Consider the following 19559-nt stretch of genomic DNA (forward strand, 5'->3'; position numbering starts at 1 on the left):
GTTGTTTTTATGCTAGAGCAATTTTCCCCATGATTACGGAGGTACTTGCTCCTGTTGCTGATGGAAGATTATTTGGTCGTTTGTTGATGCATTGATAGCCCAATAACGCAAAAACAATTGCTTCCTTGGCGTCAGCTGGAATACCTAGATCATCTGTGCTTCCTAGTTTTATTGAAGGAGGCAGATTATCTAGTAACCTCTTTCGAAGTGTTTGATTGTACCAGCCACCACCGCTTATAAAAATCTCTTGGATGTTATAGGAATCAATAAATCTCTTACAGTCATCTGCAATCGTTCGAGCTGTTAGCTCGGTAATGGTAGCTAGCTTATCCTCTGGTGGTAAATCAGCTTTTTCATTCCAAAGTTCTTTCGCATAATCGTACCCAAACAGTTCTCGGCCCGTACTTTTTGGTGGAGGTAAACGGTAGTAGTCATGCTTTAAAAGCTCCTCAAGCCATTTCTCATCTACCTTTCCCTTTGCTGCCAGCTCGCCATTTTTATCAAAGGTTTGCTTTCCATCTGTTGCCCATGTTGTAAAAGCATCCATTAGCATATTTCCTGGGCCAGTATCAAATGCGAGCACTTGCTCATTGCTCTTTGTAGGTGGCAAAACGGTTAGATTCGCAATTCCACCTATATTGGCTAGGATTCTACCATTTGATTCAGTCCTACATAATAAGTCGTCAGCATATGGAACTAATGGTGCGCCCTGACCGCCAACTGCCATATCTCGTGTCCGGAAGTCACCTACTGTCATAATACCGAGACGCTCTGCGATCACAGCTATATCTCCAATTTGTAAGGTTGATGCAAGATTGTAGCCCTCCGTCATTTTGCCTTCAGGCTGATGAAAAATCGTTTGACCGTGTGAACTAATCAAGTCCACATCACTCATCTTAAGGCCCGCTTCAGCTACTACCTTTTTAGCGGCTTCCGCAAACATCTCACCTAGTAGCATATTTGTAATAGATATATCTTCGAGCCTTGCTCTATTCGGGTCACAAAGGGCTAAAATTCGTTCTCTCATTGATTCAGAATAAGAAAGTGTTGAAAAATGTTTTAGTTTTACTTGGATTTTTTGATGCTCATCCTCAGAAATACTTACTAGCGCTGCATCAATTCCATCGAGTGATGTTCCAGACATTAAACCAACAACGACCTTGTCACTCAATTCAACCTCTCCCTTACCTGAGGAATGGTAACCGGCAATTCCCCTGTTACTTGTTCAAGTCCATAGATTGCGTTTGCTACCATTTTCAAGGCCGGGTAAGGAAATTCATATGTGCAAATATAGGCTTGAACTTCTGGTAAAAAAGCCACATCATACGGACTTCTCATCGCAATGACAACAATCGGTACCCCCGTGTGACCTAATGCTTCGACTAATTTTGTTTGTGAGTCCCCTTTTTTAACAGTTAAGGTTCCAACGATAACAGCATCAAATTGTTGAGCTTTCACTGCCACTTCCTGTATTTCTTTTTCTGTAGCTGGATTTGATAATTCAACGACCTCTGCCTTTTTATCAATCTCTTTGATGGATTCACCAAGAAACATGGATGAATAACGTCGATCCTCGGCCCCCATCGTAACTTTATTTTCCGAGTAAACAACTAAAACACGCTTATCTTTCAGCGGTAAAACTCCATTGTTCTTTACAATTGTAATTCCTTGCTTATAGATATCATTTGCAAGTTTTTGATGCTCTTCCCCACCAACAAATGATGGTACTTTAGCTGAACCAATTTCATTCCAGCTGCAATACTTTTCTTTTAATCTTGTAACCCTTGCAACTGCACCATCAATCTGGGCTTGATCGATATCTCCAGATTCCACTGCTGCCACGATTGCATCCATTGTTTGCGTTTGAAGATGATGGTGATGAGAAACCATCACAAGGTCAACCCCCGCCTTAATCGCTTCCACTCCACCTTTTGCTGTACCGATTGTATTGGCGATTGCATTCATTTCCATACAATCTGTTGTAACCACACCATCAAAACCAAGCTTTTCCCGAAGAAGGCCGGTCATTACTTTACGTGACAATGTCGCAGGAACCCCCGGGTTATCTTCGATTGCTGGAAAATAGACATGTGCTGACATCACTGTGTCTGCACCAGCTTTTATACTATCAACAAAAGGCTTTAACTCAATTTGTTCTAAACGTTCAAGTTCATGTGAAATAACTGGTAAGTCGAGATGGGAATCGACATTTGTATCGCCATGACCTGGAAAATGCTTTAATGTTGTGATTACACCTGATTCCTGCATTCCTTTCATTGCCATTCTTCCAAACTCGGAAACCTTTTCTGCCGATTCACCGAAAGATCTTACGCCGATGACTGGATTTTCAGGATTATTATTGACATCCATTACAGGTGCCAAATTCCAATTAATTCCGAGTGCTTTCAACTCTTTTCCTGTCGCAACACCAACTTGATAGGCATGGTTAGAATCACCTGTTGCGCCTAAAAGCATGGCTCCCGGGAAGATGGTTGTGCCTTCTCCTAGTCTACGAACAACCCCATTTTCTTGATCAATACAGATTAAGAGAGGATGCTCATGCCCAGCGTCCTTCGCAACCTGTTGAAGCTCTCGGGTTAACGAAAGAACGTCCTGTGGTGTCCCAATATTTCTTGCAAAAAGAATGATTCCACCAACATGATGCTCACGAATCAGTTCTTTAATTTCATCGGAGGCTACGATTCCGTTAAATCCTACGACCATTAGTTGGCCGACCTTTTTTCGCAATTCCTTTTGATTCATAAGGCTCTCCCCCATTCCTATAATTCAAAACCAGGTATACTTGAACCTTTTCGAACGTTCGCACCTACCGGGAACTTAAGGGTCTGCGCATACATTGTACGGTTTAAGCACCCTCTCATCGTGCCAAGCGCTTTATAATAGTCGTAATACCTGAAATCAGTAGAATTCATAATAAACCAGTATTGCGACAACGCCTCTAAATATGTTTCAAATTCATCTGTTACATCAACATAAACATCAGGGACATACCCTTCCATGTCCTCCCAATTTTCACTATGAAACATTCTACGAAGCGAGTGCGGTGGAAGCCCTTCCAATTCAAATCCTGGCAGTGCTCCCTTTAACCAAGCAGCTTGAACGAGGCGTGGACAAAGGGCATGGTCAGGATGCATGCTGTTTTCCCAATGTGTAATAACCAAGGTTGGTTTCAGTCTTCTAAAAATCGTCGCAAGTTCAGTAACGGTTTCTTCATCTTCTTTTAGCTCCGCATCCTTATAGGAAAGAGTGATGCTTTTTGCTCCCAGGATTTCTGCTGCATTCTGAGCTTCTTTCACTTTTTGAATCCGATACTCCTCTACGCTTAGGTGAGGTGGTGTGCCTTTTTCCCCCGCAGTTAGATGAAGAAAAGTGACCTCATGCCCTGCTTTTGCGTATTTATGGGCAATTGCACCCGCTTGAATTTCCCCGTCACCACAATGAGCGCCAATAATCATCAAATGGATTTTTTCAGACATCGAATGACCTCCTTGAAATCTGTGCGTGAATCAAATTATGTAACCTCGGTCGTAACCTAAGAATTGGATCCTTTCTTCCAAAATGAACTCGATTAGTAAGAAGAATGACATGTAACTGAATATCCGGATCAAACCAGATGCTCGTTCCCGTGAACCCGGTATGCCCATAGGAAAAAGTAGAAAATAGGTCACCACAACCTGAGAATGCTGGGCTTTTTAACATCCATCCTAACCCTCTATGTTCACTGCTAAAAGGGGTAAAATTTTCTCTTGATATTGCAATAGACCGCTCTGTTAGAATCCGACTACCTTGAAAAAGCCCATTATTTTCAATCATAGATGCAAAGTTTGCAAGATCAGAAATCGTTGAAAACAATCCCGCATGCCCGCTAACTCCGCCCATGCTTTCCGTGTTATCATCATGAACAATTCCATGCTTGTGATCCTGTAAAGCTTCACTGAATTCAGTTGCCGCAAATCTTTCACGCTCATAGTTTGGTTGAAAACTAGTTTCACTCATATGAAGTTTTTCAAATAACTCTCGTTTTAAAAAGGTCTGAAAGTCCTCTTCTATTACTTTTTCAATTATTTTATAGAGAAGGATGAATCCTAAGTCGCTATACATGACCTTTTCACCCGTGCTAGCAACTAATTTTTCATCAAAAATTCGTTCGATAATCTGCTCTGTATGTAAAGATTCTTTAAAATACTCTTGATGCGCCTTTAACCCCGACGAGTGTGTGAGTAAGTGCTTAATTGTTATATGCGATTTATCATGCCTTGCAAACTCTGGGAAAAAATAAGAAACTTTATCATCCAGGTGCAACTTCCCTGCCTCCATAAGTAATAAAATCGCGGGCAGGGTCGCTACCACCTTTGTCAGGGAAGCAAGATCAAATATCGTTTCAAGCTTCATTGGCTCCTTTTTCGGAAAAACAACTCGATGTCCAATTGCTTCTTGTAAGATTGTTTCTTTTTGATAGGAGATGTGAATGACAGCACCTGGTATGTGCTGCAGGTCAATTTCCCTTTGCAGGAAAGGTAACACCTTTTCTTTCATCCCCATCACTTCCCTTCGTTGGCTAGCTCAATTGCCTTTCTTGTAAAACCACTCGCCTTATCAATCACTTCATTGGCTTTCTCCAATGAAACACCCGCTAGTACCATTACAATTGCCGGCTTTACTTTTTGATTTGTTAGATTTAGTATGGTTTCGGCCTCTTGGTACGTAATTCCTGTCACATCCATCACAATTCTTCTAGCTCGTTCAATTAGTTTTAGATTACTCGCATGGAGATCGACCATTAAGTTACCATACACTTTGCCAAGCTTTATCATGGCGGTTGTTGAGAGCATATTTAAAATCATTTTTTGCGCGGTTGCCGATTTTAATCGTGTTGAGCCTGAGAGAATTTCCGGTCCTACAATTACCTCAATGCTATGGTGAGCATATTTACTTATTTCCGCATTCTCATTGCAGGCTAAGGAAACCGTGACAGCACCGAGGTCTTGAGCATATTGTAAGGCGCCAATCACATAAGGAGTACGACCGCTTGCAGCGATTCCTACTAAAATATCATGTTTCGTAAAGCCTCTTTGTTCTAAATCCTTCGCTCCACCTTCTAGATCATCCTCTGCTCCCTCTACAGCTGTAAACATCGCCGACTCTCCCCCTGCCATGATGGCCTGAACCATTTCTGGAGACGTACAGAATGTGGGTGGGCATTCCGCTGCATCTAAAACACCAAGTCTTCCACTCGTACCAGCGCCAATATAAAAAAGTCGTCCATTCTGTTTTAATGCTGTATAGATTGCTTCGATTGCATTATCTATTTGTGGAAGAGCCTTTCTAACGGCCTTAGAAACAGTGTCATCTTCCTCATTCATCAGCCCAATAATTTGGGTTGTTGTAAGCTGGTCAATATTTAATGACCGTTGATTTCGTTGTTCAGTTGTTAATGATGTTATATTAACCTTCAAATTCGCCACGCCTTTCCAACCTGTCTGGTTTCTTTTTCTTTCTTTAGAAAGGACTAAATCTGTTTACTATATTGCTGATATTGCTTCCAAACCTCGAAATCTATCTTTTGATAAAACTCTAGTAATCCTGTCCAATCAATTACAATGTTGGTTATTTGCCTTTCTCTTAGAAAAGACACCCCGGCCTTCACGATTGCTAGACCGTAGCCATTTTTTCTTTCAGCTGTATCAATTCCAAGCGGTCCAACACCGCCAAGGCCTTCAGTAAAAAGCGGCGCCCAATAAATATTCGGACCGATGATAGGTGACTTTTCATCATTGATTCGGCAAAATCCAATAATCTCATTTTCTTTTCGAAAAACAACAAATTCCCTTCCCGTACCTCCGTTATTAAAATAACGTTTTGCTTCGTACTCCCATCGTCCAGGGAAACAACGATGCATGAAAGAAAGAAATTCATCCTTGTTATTTAAAAGGCTAACCTCGATATCTTTAGGTTTTATAAAATCAAACTTTTCATCTGGTTTAAACATTCTAAATAGGTCTGAAGCAACTTCTGAGGCTTCATAGTTCCTTTTTTCAAACCACTTTTTTGTGTCTTCATATTCCAGAGGAACTCCAGGAAAATAATGAGCTGGGTCTCGACCAAGAAAAATAGTGTTACACCCCTGTTTTTGTAGTGCCTTTTCGGCCCCTTCCAACAAAGCGCTTCCAATCCCTTGATGACGGAACTGTGAATCAACAAGTAACGCCTGGATATAACCTACTTCCTGACTTAGAAGTGTTTCCTTTTTATCCTGCACACATTTGGCTACAACAAAACCGACAACCTGATCCTGGTTATTTAGTGCTACATAAGAACCTGATAGAAGTACGTTGGGATCTTGTATACTGTTTTGCTTAAACAATACTTCTCTCATTGGAAAATCGGCACCAAGCTCACGATTCCAGAGATTGACAATTTGTGATACCCATTGTTCATCCAACTCTAAATATTTCATTGCTCTTCCCCCGTAAGTCATAACAGACTATTTTTTCCATTCTAAAATGATTATAGCAAATCTTCGTAATATTTAAAATAAAAATTCAATTAATATATAAAATTATTGTACTATCATTTCACTTATATTTTTAATAAAATCTGCATCCAGTTTTCCGTCCGCATGAGCAATTGCTGCCGCAACCGCGCCACCAACTGGTTCTATCTCAGGCTTAACTAGTTTGGTTGGTAGTTGATTTTGTTTCAAAAAGGTTTCAATAATCGGAACAAACAAATCACTGCGTAAGAATAACCCACCTACAAGCACTATTGGAACTTCCCTTCTATTCGACGGGAAAAGCTGGTTGTATAAATGGTGGATGGAGCTTGCCACTTTACTTCCAGATTCTCGGATGAGCTCTTTGGCCACTTCATCATCTTGATCAACTGCCTCTGTCACGCACTTGCTTAGGGGTGCAATTACTTCTCTTGGATGTTTGGCTCCATAAACAATTGAAATTAAATCAGAAGGATTAGCAATTTGGAAATGACGTAAAATCATTTCTGATAGTACTGTTTTTGGGCCTCTATCGTCATAAGCCCTAAAAATTGCATGTAATGCTTCTCTACCAAGTTCATAGCTGCTCCCTTCGTCATCAATCAAATAACCCCAACCACCCACACGTTTTCGTTCGCCTTTGCCATTTACACCAAAGGTTATCGAACCAGTCCCACATATTTGAACAATCCCTGGTGCACCAAGGGTACCCGAATACAGAGCATTCACCCCATCATTGTCGATTATGACCGTAGTGTGTGTTGGAGCTAGCTTTACAAGAATATCCTTACTAATCTGCTTTGCCTGAGGTCGGTCTACACCTGACATCCCAGCAAAGATTGTATGAAGATTCATAAACGCTTCTTCGTTTTGGCTTCTTAAGGAGGAAAACAAGGTCTCGAATTCCTTTTTTACACGCTGTATGTCAACCCCATTTTGATTGGTAGCTCCAACCTGAGCCACAGCGTACACATTACCAAATTCATCCGCAATGACCCCTTTTGTTTTCGTTCCTCCTCCATCAATCCCTAAAACATACATTTTCTAGCCCCCAATTTTCAATTGGTTGTTACTTTTATTATACGTTCAGGAAATTAAATTTCAATAAATTTTATGTTTTAATAAAATAATATTTTAAAACCAAAAACTGCTGCCCGTATGGAACAGCAGTTTCACCTATTATTCTTTCGTTAATACAGTGATACTTTCAAGGGACATATTTGGATAATACGAAGTTAATATTCTATCAAATTCATATTCCAATGTCGTTCCTAGATAGTATGCTCCGTATTGACTCATCCCAACACCATGGCCATTTCCACCACCATAGAAGGTTACACCTTTCTCCTCATTCATCTCAAAACCAAAGAATGCCGATGGAAGGATTGTATAGTTGTTTAATGTGCCAGTGTAGTCTGAGCTTCCTGCAGTAGCACGATGGAGCACAACATTATCGCCTTTTGTAAACGCGTTAGATGGTCGAATTGTGAATCGGATATTGTATTCTTTTATAATTTTGTAAGTTCCTGTTGTTCCCTCAATCACAAGCTCCATAATATTTCCGCCGTCACCACGTTTTTCGACGTACATATCAAGAAGCTCTCCAATTCCTTCTGCTGGTATTGGCTGGCTTACAAACTCTCCAGCTTCATTTTTCGTTAGCACAAACTTAGGGTCAGCTGTTTGTCTACCTGCTAAATTCGCATTAATTGTATTTTCTAGCTCTTCCTTAGACATACTTACCTTCCATCTAAACCATGGAGAATTTCCGTCGTAACCTGTATGAGATAATGTCTTATAGAAATCAAGAATTTCTTCTTCACTTTGCGTATCAATTTCGTACATTTTACTAGAATCACTTGGATCAAACGTATGACTTTGTGCGATTAAGTACGGGATAACCTGGCTTGGGAACGTACCATCCTCATCAGCCCAAACCTGATGTTTGGATGCACCATAACCACCTGAAGTTGAATAATAGCGAGCGTCTACTAAACTACCATCTTGACCTAACATAATGATTCCAGAAGTTTCGTCTACAGCTTGGTTTGTTGCGGCATCTTCAGGGATATTGTTATACACCTGACTCATCACACTATCTAATACAAAGAATCCATCCTTCGCAAAACGGTCACTTAAATAGTCACCTAATGCATAGGTTCTCGCCGCTACTGCTTGTGCTTTTAGTGCATTTAAGCCAAAGTATGAAGGCATTTCACTCGGAACCACTTGATAAAGATATTGCTCAAAATCAACTTCATTAATTAAATTTAATTTGTCTCCTGTTTCGGATGTAGTGATTTCAAAGAATCCACGGTAAGACTCATCACTACTTGCTCTTGTAATACTTTCAACCTTAATTTTGCTACCCTCTTCGGTAAAAACATAAAGTCTGTTTGGTGTTGTGTATAAAACGTCACCTGAAGCATTTGTTACAGTGATTTCATTTGAAGAAGGTGAAAAAGTAACATTCTCCCCTGCTGGAATTTCAACGGTTTGTTCTGCAACTTTATCAACAATTTCAAGCCCTGCTTGTGAGTTTAATACAATCGTGTCGTGGTCGACAGTTTCAAATCCAGTCGTCATAATTCCAACCCTCATTGTTTTAATTGGAGTCGGTCCATCGATAAACACTTTCGTTATTTCATTCTTGTGGTTAACTCGAACGGTTACGTTTTCCGCCCCGACCCTCACATCAGCTAGTGATTTTTGGTACACTTTGTTTTCCCCTCTTAGGGTAACATTGTAATTTTTCGCAAGCTTTAAAGATCCTTGCAGTTCTAGCTCTAACGTTCCGTTGTCCTTGTCCTTCGCCATTATTTTTTCTGTGTATTCTACCCATGATCTGTTATCCTCAGCAGCAGATGCCTGTCCAACTTGAGAGAAAAGACCAGTAATAAGAACGATCATTACCAAAGCACTTACAAAATTACGTCCCCGATTTAGTAGCAAAATAGTTCCCCCACTCCCCTAAAAATTTGACAACCAGCAGGTTTTTCTTACGCGCGCCATTCGAAAAATCCGCCTAGTTTTATTTACATACAAATTTCTTCACATCTATGAAATTTACCTTCGTACTTTAGAATTATTTTTTAAAATAAAATTTTAGTCCTTTTGTTTTACTTTTCGAGACCCGAAACATTCCCTTGCTAATTTAATTGATGTAAAATAATGTATAGAGCTGTCTTTTACATTTGTCCAAAAGGAGGAAACAGCCTTGAATGAAAACGTCCAGAACTATCTAAAAGAAAACCGAGATTCACATGTAAAGGAACTTTTTGAGTTACTATCTATTCCAAGTATTAGTGCATTGCCAGATCACAAAGAAGATGTTACCACCACCGCAGAATGGGTTGCAGATGCATTACGAAAAATTGGCATGGAAAATGTCAGCATTCATCCTACAAAAGGACATCCTGTCGTTTATGGCGATTGGCTCCACGCTGAAGGCAAGCCAACAGTATTAATTTACGGGCATTATGATGTTCAACCAGTTGATCCACTACATTTATGGGATAGCCCGCCGTTCGAGCCAGAGATTCGTGATGACAAAATCTTTGCGCGAGGCGCTAGTGATGACAAGGGACAAACCTTCATGCATCTTAAAGCAATTGAAACCATCATGAAAACCGGTGGAACTTTACCACTTAATTTTAAATTCTGTATTGAAGGCGAAGAAGAAATCGGTAGCCCAAACCTTCCTGCATTTGTTAAGGAAAATAAAGAGCTACTTGCCGCTGACGTCATTGTTATCTCAGACACAAGTATGAACGAACGAGGAAAACCAACTATTTGCTACGGTGTACGGGGACTTGCAGGTCTTCAAATTGATGTGAAAGGCTCTAACAGCGACCTACACTCTGGACTATACGGTGGTGGCGTACATAATCCAATTAATGCCCTTGTTCAATTATTAGACTCCTTCCATAGCGAGGACGGAAAAGTAACCGTTGAAGGATTCTATGATGATGTACTTCCATTAACAGATGAAGAAAAGAAGGCATATGAGGCTTTGAATTTTGATGAGGAAAAACAACGTCAAGAGCTTGGGGTTCCTGCACTTTATGGTGAAAAAGGCTATAGCTATCTGGAACGAACTTGGGTCCGTCCAACTCTCGATATTAACGGTATTTATGGTGGCTTCCAAGGCGATGGAATTAAGACTGTTATTCCTTCAGAGGCTCATGCAAAAATCACCTGCCGTCTCGTTCCAAACCAGGATCCTGATGTGATTGTAGAACAATTGAAGCAACATATTGAAAAAAACAAACCAGTAGGCGTTGAAGTAAACTTGCAACTTTTTGATAAAGGTGCACCATATGTAACACCATTTGATCACCCTGCCATTCAAGCAGCAAGTCGTGCTTATGAAGAAGTGTACAAGGTACCGACTTCGTTCACACGCGGTGGTGGGTCATTACCAATTATTGCAACATTGGATGAAGTTCTTCATGCACCAATTGTGTTGATGGGCTTTGGACTTCCAACTGAAAACTTCCATGCACCAAACGAGCATTTCCACCTTGAGAATTTTGACAAAGGTTTGGAAACTCTTTGTACCTATTGGTTTGAATTAGAGAAGTCGTTATAAAAGGAAAGGTGGATTCCACGGTTGGAATCCACCTTTTTTATATGAGTTGGTTTTTATTACGAGACTTCGGGTGTTTTTGGGACTTCAGCTTGCTGATGAAGGATTTTTCGCGTGGGCTTCAGCTTCGTTCAAGACTTCATCACCCCGATGAAGGACTTTCCACTCGGGCTTCAGCTTCGTTCAAGACTTCATCACACCGATGAAGGACTTTCCACACGGACTTCAGCTTCGTTCAAGACTTCATCACCCCTATAAAAGACTTTCAGATCGTGCATCTGCTTCATTCGAGCCTTCATTCCACTTATTACTCACCCAAAAATGCTTGAACCTGCTCTATTGTTGGTAATGCAGTCATGGCCCCTTTTTGTGACACAGCAAGTGCACCAGACACACTTGCGAATGTTGCAATTTCTTTGATTTCATCAAGTGTATAGTCGGTTATCTTTTTATCTCGCCCACTGAATTGATAGAGCAAACCAGAGACGAATGCATCTCCTGCACCAGTTGTATCAACACTCTTTACATTTCTGGCTTCCACAAAAATTGACTCACCCTTGTAGAATGTGTGAACGCCATCCTTTCCAAGTGTGATGAATAATAAAGGAATATTATACTGTGCTAATTTTTCAACACCACGTTCAATATCCGTTTCACCAGTAATGAATTCCAGCTCAACTTCTGATAATTTAACAACATCCGCCTCACTAAGCATGGAAGTGATTTTTTGCTTTGCCGTACTTAAATCCTTCCAGAGCATGGGTCGTAAGTTTGGATCATAGGAAACAACTAATCCTTTTTCTTTCGCTAGTTGTAGTGCCTTTTTCGTTGCAGACTCCGCTGGGTCTTCAATAAGAGAAATCGAACCAAAATGGAACACATTATGCTCTTCGAAAAGAGATGCTGGAATCTCCTCTGTAGTTAAAAAACGGTCGGCACTTTTTTCAATATAAAATGAAAACTCCCGCTCACCATCTTCGCCAAGTGTCACAAACACAAGGCCTGTGCGTTCTTCCTTCGAAAGATACATTGCTCCTGTTTGAACGTTATAACTTTCTAATGTCTGTTTTAAAAAATTGCCAAGAACATCATCCCCAACCTTGCCCACAAATGAGGATTTTGTGCCAAGCCTAGCCGTTCCAACCGCAACATTTGCTGGCGCACCTCCAGGACTTTTTAGAAACTGCATATTGTCTTGGTCAAGAGGGATGAAATCTATTAACGCCTCACCTAAACAAATAACTCCTTGTTTCATTGTTTCACTTCCTAATCCAAATTCCATTTTTTCATATTAAATTGAAGCTTGCCTTCCGCTTTAAAAGAGACGGATTCATTTTCCACACTTGGGTAATAACGGGCTGTAAACACTTCCTCGCCATCATTTACAAATATCTCAATTGAGGAAGTATCCAAAAACACGTGCAGCTTTTTAATCCCATAGATCTGACAATGCCGGGATTCCACACGACCATCTTTAAAGTTCTTTCGATGGAGACTCATTTTATTTTCTTTTGTGGAATAAAAGAAGTTTACAGCTCCTCTGAATGTGACTTCAAATGAATCACTATGGTACGAAATGCCGTCAATGAGCATTTCCATCGATGTTCCTTGTACCTTATCAAGCGTTACAATCTCGGTATTCACTTGAACATTTTCATACGATACTTCATTTTTCCGCAACTGCTTTAGTTCTTCTACAGGCTGTTGAACAACTTTTTCACCTTTAAGTGAGAGAACACGTGGCAATGTCATCGCATGAATCCAGCCTTTTTCAATCGTCGGCTGATATTTTTCATTCTCATCGGTAATGCCCATCCATGCAAAAAGAAGTCTTCTTCCTTTTACATCCGTGGTTGTTTGTGGGGCATAGAAATCAAAGCCTCGATCTAATTCAGTAAAAGCACCATGTTGATAAGAAAACTCTTCAGCATTAAACTCACCCACAAAATAGCCCGCTTGGAATAAATTATGATACAAATCACCTTCTGGCTCAAGCCCTTGTGGTGAAACAAGGAGAACATCCTTACCGTCCAACTCAAAAAGATCAGGACACTCCCACATGTATCCGTAAGGTCCTAATCCGTTCATTTCCGAACCTGTAATAGCTCCGTGAAACTCCCAATCCGTTAAGTTTTGAGACGAATAAAGAACAACCTTCCCCTGCTCCGTTACATCCTGTGCACCTAACACCATGTACCATGTATCATCTTTTTTCCAAACCTTTGGGTCGCGAAAATGGGCAGTATAGCCTTTCGGGAGATGAATGACTGGTCCCTTTTTATCAAAAATCATGCCATCATTTGAGACCGCCATACATTGATAAGTTTCTCGTTCACCATTTTCATCTTTTACATTCCCCGTATAAAATAAGACCATTTTTCCTTCGTGCTCAATTGCGCTTCCGGAATAACAGCCATTTTTCTCATACCATTCACTTGGAGCCAATGCAACCGGCTGGTGCTCCCACTTCACAAGGTCCGTTGAAGTGTAATGTCCCCAGAACTTTGAACCATGAGCAGTTTCAAAGGGATTCCACTGGTAAAATAAATGGTATACACCCTTATACTGAATGAAGCCATTCGGATCATTTAATAAACCCACCGGCGGCATTAAGTGAAATCGCAAACGGTAATAGTCACTTTCAACGATCTGCCTTTTTCGCTCAATTTCTTGATTCGCTTTTTCGATTAATTCACGCTGATTCATGATGAACTCCTTACGTAAAGAAGGCAAGTGATTACTTGCCTTCTGTTTTTTCTAGCTCCAGGCACCATCGACTCTATCGTAAGCCAATCGCTTCGGAAGGTAAAATGCACCTTCTAAAAAGCGGCTGTCTTATGCTTGTCGTCGATTTTCGGGTGTGCTTACCACATTTCTTATTTTTCTTGCATTTTATCTGAATATCCGAACATCCAAGTAAGAACGAATGCAACTGCAATGGCTACTACGTTCACGAGGATATAGAGTAAAATTTGTCCGTTTAAATAAAGCAATGTTCCAGGTATTACTGTGATTGCCATACCTGTTGCCTTAAGACCAAGGATGGAAGCTAAGAAACCTCCGACTCCACCACCGATAAGTCCCATGATAAATGGTTTCACATAGCGAAGGTTAACCCCAAAAATCGCAGGCTCTGTTATTCCTAAAAATGCTGATAAGGTAGATGGTAAGGCTAAAGCTTTTAGTTTTACGGATTTTGTTTTTAATCCTACTGCTAAAGCTGCTCCACCTTGGGCTGCCGTCGCACATGTGACAATAGCGTTATAAGGGTTGAATCCAAATTTTTCAAGTAATTGAATTTCTAATAGGTTAAAGACATGGTGGACACCTGTAACGACAATAATCTGATTAAGGAATCCAATGATTAATCCCGCCAATCCAAATGGCCATTCAAGTACTGCCACTGTTGCATCTAAAATCAGATTTTCAACTGTGTGGAACACAGGTCCGATTGCAAAAAGAGCTAAGGCAATCATGATGAGTAAGGTTAAAAATGGTGTCACAATTAAATCAAGTGCTTCTGGCACACGTTTACGGATCCATTTTTCAAGCTTTGCACCAACAATACCAGTGATAAATGCTGGAATCACGGAGCCTTGATAACCGACTACAGGAATGAACCCAAAGAATTTAATTGGGTCAACATCACCACCTGCAACTCCCCAAGCATTTGGTAATGATGGACTAACAAGCATTAATCCTAGTACAAGTCCGATGGTTGGGTTTCCGCCAAAAACGCGGAAGGTTGACCATGCCACTAGAGCAGGTAAGAAAATAAAAGCCGTATCTGTTAAGATTTGTGTAAATAAAATAAAGTTTTGAGAGATATCCGCAGGTGTTAACCCGAATAATGCCAGGATTTGTTCCTGCATCACTAATCCACGAACACCCATGAAAAGACCTGTTGCAACTAGTGCTGGAATAATTGGAACGAACACATCTCCAAATGAACGAATCGCGCGTTGAATAGCATTTCCGCTTTTCGCTGCTTCTTTTGATTGGTCAGCTTTTGTTGTTGTTTCAATCCCAATCTTTTCAACCTCTTCATAAATCCGATTGACTGTTCCTGTACCAAGGATGACTTGGAATTGACCTGAGTTAAAGAATGCACCTTTAACCTTATCTACATTTTCAACCTTTTCTTGGTTAATTTTTTCTTTATCTTGCACCATAATTCGTAATCTTGTTGCACAATGTGCAGCAGATAGTATATTTTCTTTACCACCAACTGCTTCAATTATCTCTTCAGCAATTCGACGATTTTCTGACATTACTATCACCCCTAAAAATAGTGTTTATGTGTAATCGATTTCATATACATTTAAAAAATAGGTAATCGATTACATGTCACTCCAAAAAAAATTAACACTCAATGTGTAATCGATTACACAACCTTTATGAAACCGATTATATACTATCTCTAATTATTAGTCTATAGTCGATTTGTTTTTTTCAGAGGTAATCCCTTCCTGTAAGATCTGAAGTAAGGTCTTAGCTGCTTCTGCTCCCGTGTATTCACTTAGCAAATCTACAGTCGTCAATTTTGGAACGATATACTTTGATAAATCAGATGCCCCCATTCCTGTTAAAGCCACTTCCTTTGGAATCTCTATGTATTGTTCTTTCAGATATTCCATCGCTCCTATCGCCAGTCGGTCTGTAACTGCGACAATAGCAGTGGGTTTTTCTAAAGACGTTTCAAAAATCTTCTTTGTCATTTTATAACCAGAGTCAATTGAAAAATCTCCTTTTTGAATCCACTCGTCAACGACCGGTAATTGGCTGTTCTCTAACGCTGCTAAATAACCGGCTTTTCGCTTGTATCCAACCTCATAATCTGCTTCGTCTACACCGATAAACCCAATTTTGGTGTGACCTTTTTCGATTAAAAGATTTGTGATGTCCTTTGCAGCTTGGAAGTTCTTGTTGATGACAGAAGGTATTCCCTCCATTTCCTGCCCAGTCGCCACAAAGGGTATCCGTAACTTTTTGATTTCGTTAAGCAACTCTTCGCCTCGATTTGTCGCAAGAAGAATAATTCCGTCCACCTGCTTGCTTTTTAACAGTTTCAAATACTCAATTTCCTTCTTGGGATCAAGATTTGTATTGGTTAACAGGATTTGATAACCGTGTTTCGCCAGCTCTTCACCGATCCCACTGACAATTCTACTTGCTGTCTCTGTGCTTAGCTTCGGTAAAATGACACCAATGACATTTGATTGCTTTGTTCGCAATGCTTTTGCGTGCTCACTTGGAATATAGCCTGTTTCTTCAATGATTTTTAAAATCCGTTTGCGCACTTCATCACTCACATATCCTGAATTATTCAGCACGCGCGAAACAGTAGCGCTAGACACATTTGCCAACCTCGCAATTTCCTTCATCGTCACCATGACATTTCCTCCAGTACATTTCATTCCTCTTTATTTTACACAATTCTTTCATGGACAAAAGATATTTTATTATCTACGGAAAATATTTGTGTTAAGGGATACCAGAATCCATTATAATAGGTTCGGAAATAGAATGATATTGAATTGGAAAAAGGGCGTGGAGAAAATGATAAATACACTTGAGCATGGTAGCTTTAAAAAAATAAAACCACTGCTTCTCGGATTAGAAAATCATCCCGTTATTAATGGGGTCATCGATGAGAACAATCCAGGAGAGATTTTTGTGGACAATCTGATTCACCCCGAAACTGCCTTTATTTGGGCAAAAAATGAAATGTTTTATCTATGTGGAAAGGTTGATAATCAGGAGTTTAACTCGGAACTTGAGGAGTATATTGCTTCCGTGATTCGGGTTGAAGCACTTCCAGAGGAAGATACATTAAACCTAGAAATTCACCCAAATCATGAATGGGATAGGTCCATTGAATCCATTTTTACGAGAGTTGCTCTCCTTAAAGGTGAACGTGTACCGTTTCGTTTTCATAAAGATTGGTTTAATCGAACCCATACGAAAGAAGTCCCTGAAGGGTATGAGGTTAAACCAATTAGCCGGGAGCTAGTAGCGTGGGATGCAGGTCACATCATTAAAAATGAAATCATGAAATTTTGGGGAGAATCCCTGGAGTCATTTTTTCATAAAGGGTTGGGCTATGCAGTCGTCCACGGCCAGAATGTAATCGGAACATGTCTATCGGTCTTTGTTTCGAAAAATGACTATGAAATCGGAATTAATACATATGATCCGTGCCACCGCGGAAAAGGTCTTGCTACCGCAATGGCGAGAGCCTTTATCGAGGAATGCCTACGACGGGACGTAACACCACACTGGACAACAGAGTCGTTTCGTAAAGATTCCATTGTGATTGCGAAGAAAGTTGGCTTTGAACAATTAGATAATTACCCCGTTTATTATTTGCCTTTTGAGGAATTTGTGATTAAATAAGGAGTTTGCCTTTTGGTAAACTCCTTTCGTATCTATATATCTTAAATAATAAACTCCTGAATTGAACAGTTTCTTTCATCAAGTCGTTCCTCAAAGTTTCCCTTTGTACATTTTGAAATGATACTTCTCCAAAATGTCCGGGCTCGTTCATTCTTCTCTGACTGTCTCACTTGCCATCTTCCAGGAAACATTGCAAAAATTTGCTCGGCTACAAAGGACCCGATTCCTTTCCCTTCGTAGCCCCTCATGATAAAAAATTCTTCGATTGAGTTAGGTTCCTTCTCTGTTTGACTTTGCACTAACACAAAGCCCGCAAGTAAACTATCCACCCTTACAAAATAAGCATGATGGTTGTCATCCGTCCAATAGACATCGAGATTAAACCTACCAAAAAGGCCGCTATCATTTATTCTTATACTGTCCATATACTTAGTAAATTCATAGATATAAAATTGCATGAGATTATGTAAAACTTCTTCTTCCCTTTTTGAAATAGCTTGAATTTGAATATCCATCTTTACATTATGCTCCCTTATAATTTTGTTCGCATACTCCACAGTTCAGGAAAAAAACGATGGTTGATGACCTGTTTCAAATATTCGACTCCTGCCGATCCACCAGTGCCCCTCTTATTTCCAATTATTCTTTCAACCGTGATCATATGGTTATAGCGCCATTGCTGTTGCCTTGATTCAATATCAACTAATTTTTCCGCAAGCTCATAAAAGTCCCAATACTTTTCAACATTTTGATAGACTTCTAGCCAAGCTTGCTCGACACTCTCGTTTGCCTTATAGTCTTTCGTCCAATCCCGTTCAAGGCATGATTTGTCAATCGTAAATCCTCTCGTCGAAAGGGCCAGAATCGCAGCATCATAAATACTTTTCTCTTGTATGGCAGCCTCAACCTGTTTATAGATTTCAGGCTGATGCTTGTAAACTCCTAGCACATTCGGTTTCTTATGGCCAAACGCAAATTCGATTAACCGATTTTGATAGGATTGGAAGCCCGAGGACTTTCCGAGTTTCCCCCTAAATTCCATATATTCAGAGGGCGTTAACGTTGAAAGAACATCCCAGGATTGGATTAATTGTTGCTGAATCCTTGATACCCTTGATAGCATTTTAAATGCTGGTTCTAGATCATTTTTTAAAATAGACGCTTTCGCTGCATTCACTTCATGTAAGATTAGCTTCATCCAGAGCTCACTTGTTTGATGAATGATAATAAACAACATCTCATCATGATGGTCAGAAAGGCGATGCTGGCTTGAGAGCAATGTATCTAGCTTAAGATAGTCGCCATACGTCATATCCTTTGATAAATCATTGTAAATGCCGTCACTTTTACTCATACATGTCTCCTTTCGTCTTTAAAAATGCTGTTTATATGCCCAACTGATTATCTATACTCTTATTTCTATGAATATGCCAAAAACCCTACATTATTGAGGATTATTTTTAACCTGGGACTTGGTGCTATCGACTTTACTAACGTTCTATCGATTTTATTCTGATTCTATCGACTTTAATCCGATTCTATCAATTTTTTCAATTCTATCAATTTTAGCCTAAGCCAAAACAACCTCGCTTCCAAAATAAAAAACCTCCTGGAATCAAATTCCGGAAGCTTTTAGACTTTTCTTCTTCTAATTATTAATTGATTTAACACCTCTGATAAGACAAGGCCAAACGCAATTGCGCCTGATATCATGAAGGCCCTTGCCGCTAAATGTACAGCTGTTGAATAGTCATTTTCAACAAAGTTCCTCATCGCGTTATATGCAATTCCTCCTGGCACCAACGGGATGATTCCGACAATACTGTAGATAATCACAGGATTTTTATACATTTTCGCAAAGATATGGCTGATAATCGCGACTAAAAAGGAGGCCGCAAGTGTCGCATAAACCTCATCAACCCCACGCAAGAATAAAATAATATAGATCATCCACCCAATCATCCCGACTAGGCCACATTTTATTAGTGACTTTCTTGGGACATTGAAGATGATTCCAAAAGTACTTGAAGCAACTATACTTGTGATCAAATGGGAAAACAT

At 40.0% G+C, this 19559-nt stretch carries 17 protein-coding genes; 2 read left to right on the forward strand and 15 right to left on the reverse strand.

Annotated elements, in window-relative coordinates; all coding sequences use genetic code 11:
* Nucleotides 1-7: 7 nt before the first annotated feature.
* The 8 genes from BTHG_RS13660 to BTHG_RS24995 all read right to left on the reverse strand — a co-directional run bounded on the left by BTHG_RS13660 (nt 8) and on the right by BTHG_RS24995 (nt 9466).
* Nucleotides 8-1171 carry an anhydro-N-acetylmuramic acid kinase gene (locus BTHG_RS13660; RefSeq protein WP_010677289.1) on the reverse strand — a complete coding sequence of 388 codons (1164 nt, stop codon included), beginning with the start codon at nt 1169-1171 and terminating at the stop codon, nt 8-10.
* Nucleotides 1168-2763: a beta-N-acetylhexosaminidase gene (gene nagZ / locus BTHG_RS13665; RefSeq protein WP_010677290.1), complete on the reverse strand. Its 1596-nt coding sequence runs from the start codon at nt 2761-2763 to the stop codon at nt 1168-1170. Before nagZ ends, BTHG_RS13660 begins: the two co-directional genes overlap by 4 nt.
* A 17-nt stretch (nt 2764-2780) precedes the next feature.
* Nucleotides 2781-3497 carry a PIG-L deacetylase family protein gene (locus tag BTHG_RS13670; RefSeq protein ID WP_010677291.1) on the reverse strand — a complete coding sequence of 239 codons (717 nt, stop codon included), beginning with the start codon at nt 3495-3497 and terminating at the stop codon, nt 2781-2783.
* Nucleotides 3490-4557, reverse strand: a complete 1068-nt coding sequence (locus BTHG_RS13675; RefSeq protein ID WP_010677292.1) for a serine hydrolase domain-containing protein — start codon at nt 4555-4557, stop codon at nt 3490-3492. The genes BTHG_RS13670 and BTHG_RS13675 overlap by 8 nt, the downstream gene beginning before the upstream one ends.
* A gap of 5 nt (nt 4558-4562) precedes the next feature.
* Nucleotides 4563-5486, reverse strand: a complete 924-nt coding sequence (gene murQ, locus BTHG_RS13680; RefSeq protein ID WP_010677293.1) for an N-acetylmuramic acid 6-phosphate etherase — start codon at nt 5484-5486, stop codon at nt 4563-4565.
* Between the two features lie 44 nt (nt 5487-5530).
* Nucleotides 5531-6478, reverse strand: a complete 948-nt coding sequence (locus BTHG_RS13685) for a GNAT family N-acetyltransferase (RefSeq protein ID WP_010677294.1) — start codon at nt 6476-6478, stop codon at nt 5531-5533.
* Between the two features lie 102 nt (nt 6479-6580).
* A complete protein-coding gene (locus BTHG_RS13690) occupies nt 6581-7555 on the reverse strand; it encodes a BadF/BadG/BcrA/BcrD ATPase family protein (RefSeq protein WP_010677295.1) in 975 nt (324 codons plus the stop codon).
* A 138-nt stretch (nt 7556-7693) separates the two neighbouring features.
* Nucleotides 7694-9466 (reverse strand): SpoIID/LytB domain-containing protein, encoded by a 1773-nt coding sequence (locus BTHG_RS24995; RefSeq protein ID WP_010677296.1) that lies wholly within the window; start codon nt 9464-9466, stop codon nt 7694-7696.
* Between the two features lie 265 nt (nt 9467-9731).
* On the opposite strand from BTHG_RS24995, the gene BTHG_RS13700 reads away from it, so the two are divergent.
* On the forward strand, nt 9732-11105 hold the full coding sequence (locus BTHG_RS13700; protein WP_010677297.1) for a dipeptidase: 1374 nt from the start codon (nt 9732-9734) through the stop codon (nt 11103-11105).
* Nucleotides 11106-11409: 304 nt separating this feature from the next.
* Here BTHG_RS13700 and BTHG_RS13705 read toward each other — a convergent pair whose 3' ends face one another.
* The 4 genes from BTHG_RS13705 to BTHG_RS25000 form a co-directional block, all read right to left on the reverse strand.
* Entirely contained in the window at nt 11410-12357 is a 948-nt protein-coding gene (locus BTHG_RS13705; protein WP_010677298.1) for an aminoimidazole riboside kinase, read from the reverse strand.
* Between the two features lie 11 nt (nt 12358-12368).
* Complete coding sequence (locus BTHG_RS13710; RefSeq protein WP_010677299.1) at nt 12369-13808, reverse strand: glycoside hydrolase family 32 protein; 1440 nt, start codon at nt 13806-13808, stop codon at nt 12369-12371.
* Between the two features lie 170 nt (nt 13809-13978).
* Nucleotides 13979-15373 (reverse strand): sucrose-specific PTS transporter subunit IIBC, encoded by a 1395-nt coding sequence (locus BTHG_RS13715; RefSeq protein ID WP_010677300.1) that lies wholly within the window; start codon nt 15371-15373, stop codon nt 13979-13981.
* Between the two features lie 156 nt (nt 15374-15529).
* A complete protein-coding gene (locus BTHG_RS25000; RefSeq protein ID WP_010677301.1) occupies nt 15530-16495 on the reverse strand; it encodes a LacI family DNA-binding transcriptional regulator in 966 nt (321 codons plus the stop codon).
* A gap of 166 nt (nt 16496-16661) precedes the next feature.
* Between BTHG_RS25000 and BTHG_RS25005 the strand changes: the two genes are divergently transcribed.
* A complete protein-coding gene (locus BTHG_RS25005) occupies nt 16662-17498 on the forward strand; it encodes a GNAT family N-acetyltransferase (RefSeq protein ID WP_010677302.1) in 837 nt (278 codons plus the stop codon).
* A 41-nt stretch (nt 17499-17539) separates the two neighbouring features.
* Here the strand turns inward: BTHG_RS25005 and BTHG_RS13730 are convergent, their stop codons facing one another.
* From BTHG_RS13730 to BTHG_RS13740, 3 genes are all read right to left on the reverse strand, one after another.
* Complete coding sequence (locus BTHG_RS13730) at nt 17540-18013, reverse strand: GNAT family N-acetyltransferase (protein ID WP_010677303.1); 474 nt, start codon at nt 18011-18013, stop codon at nt 17540-17542.
* A 17-nt stretch (nt 18014-18030) separates the two neighbouring features.
* Nucleotides 18031-18852 carry a tryptophan 2,3-dioxygenase gene (gene kynA, locus BTHG_RS13735; RefSeq protein ID WP_010677304.1) on the reverse strand — a complete coding sequence of 274 codons (822 nt, stop codon included), beginning with the start codon at nt 18850-18852 and terminating at the stop codon, nt 18031-18033.
* A gap of 278 nt (nt 18853-19130) precedes the next feature.
* A complete protein-coding gene (locus BTHG_RS13740) occupies nt 19131-19559 on the reverse strand; it encodes a threonine/serine exporter family protein (protein ID WP_010677305.1) in 429 nt (142 codons plus the stop codon).

Origin of the sequence: Bacillus timonensis, from assembly GCF_000285535.1 — a bacterium.
GTDB lineage: Bacteria > Bacillota > Bacilli > Bacillales > Bacillaceae_L > Ferdinandcohnia > Ferdinandcohnia timonensis.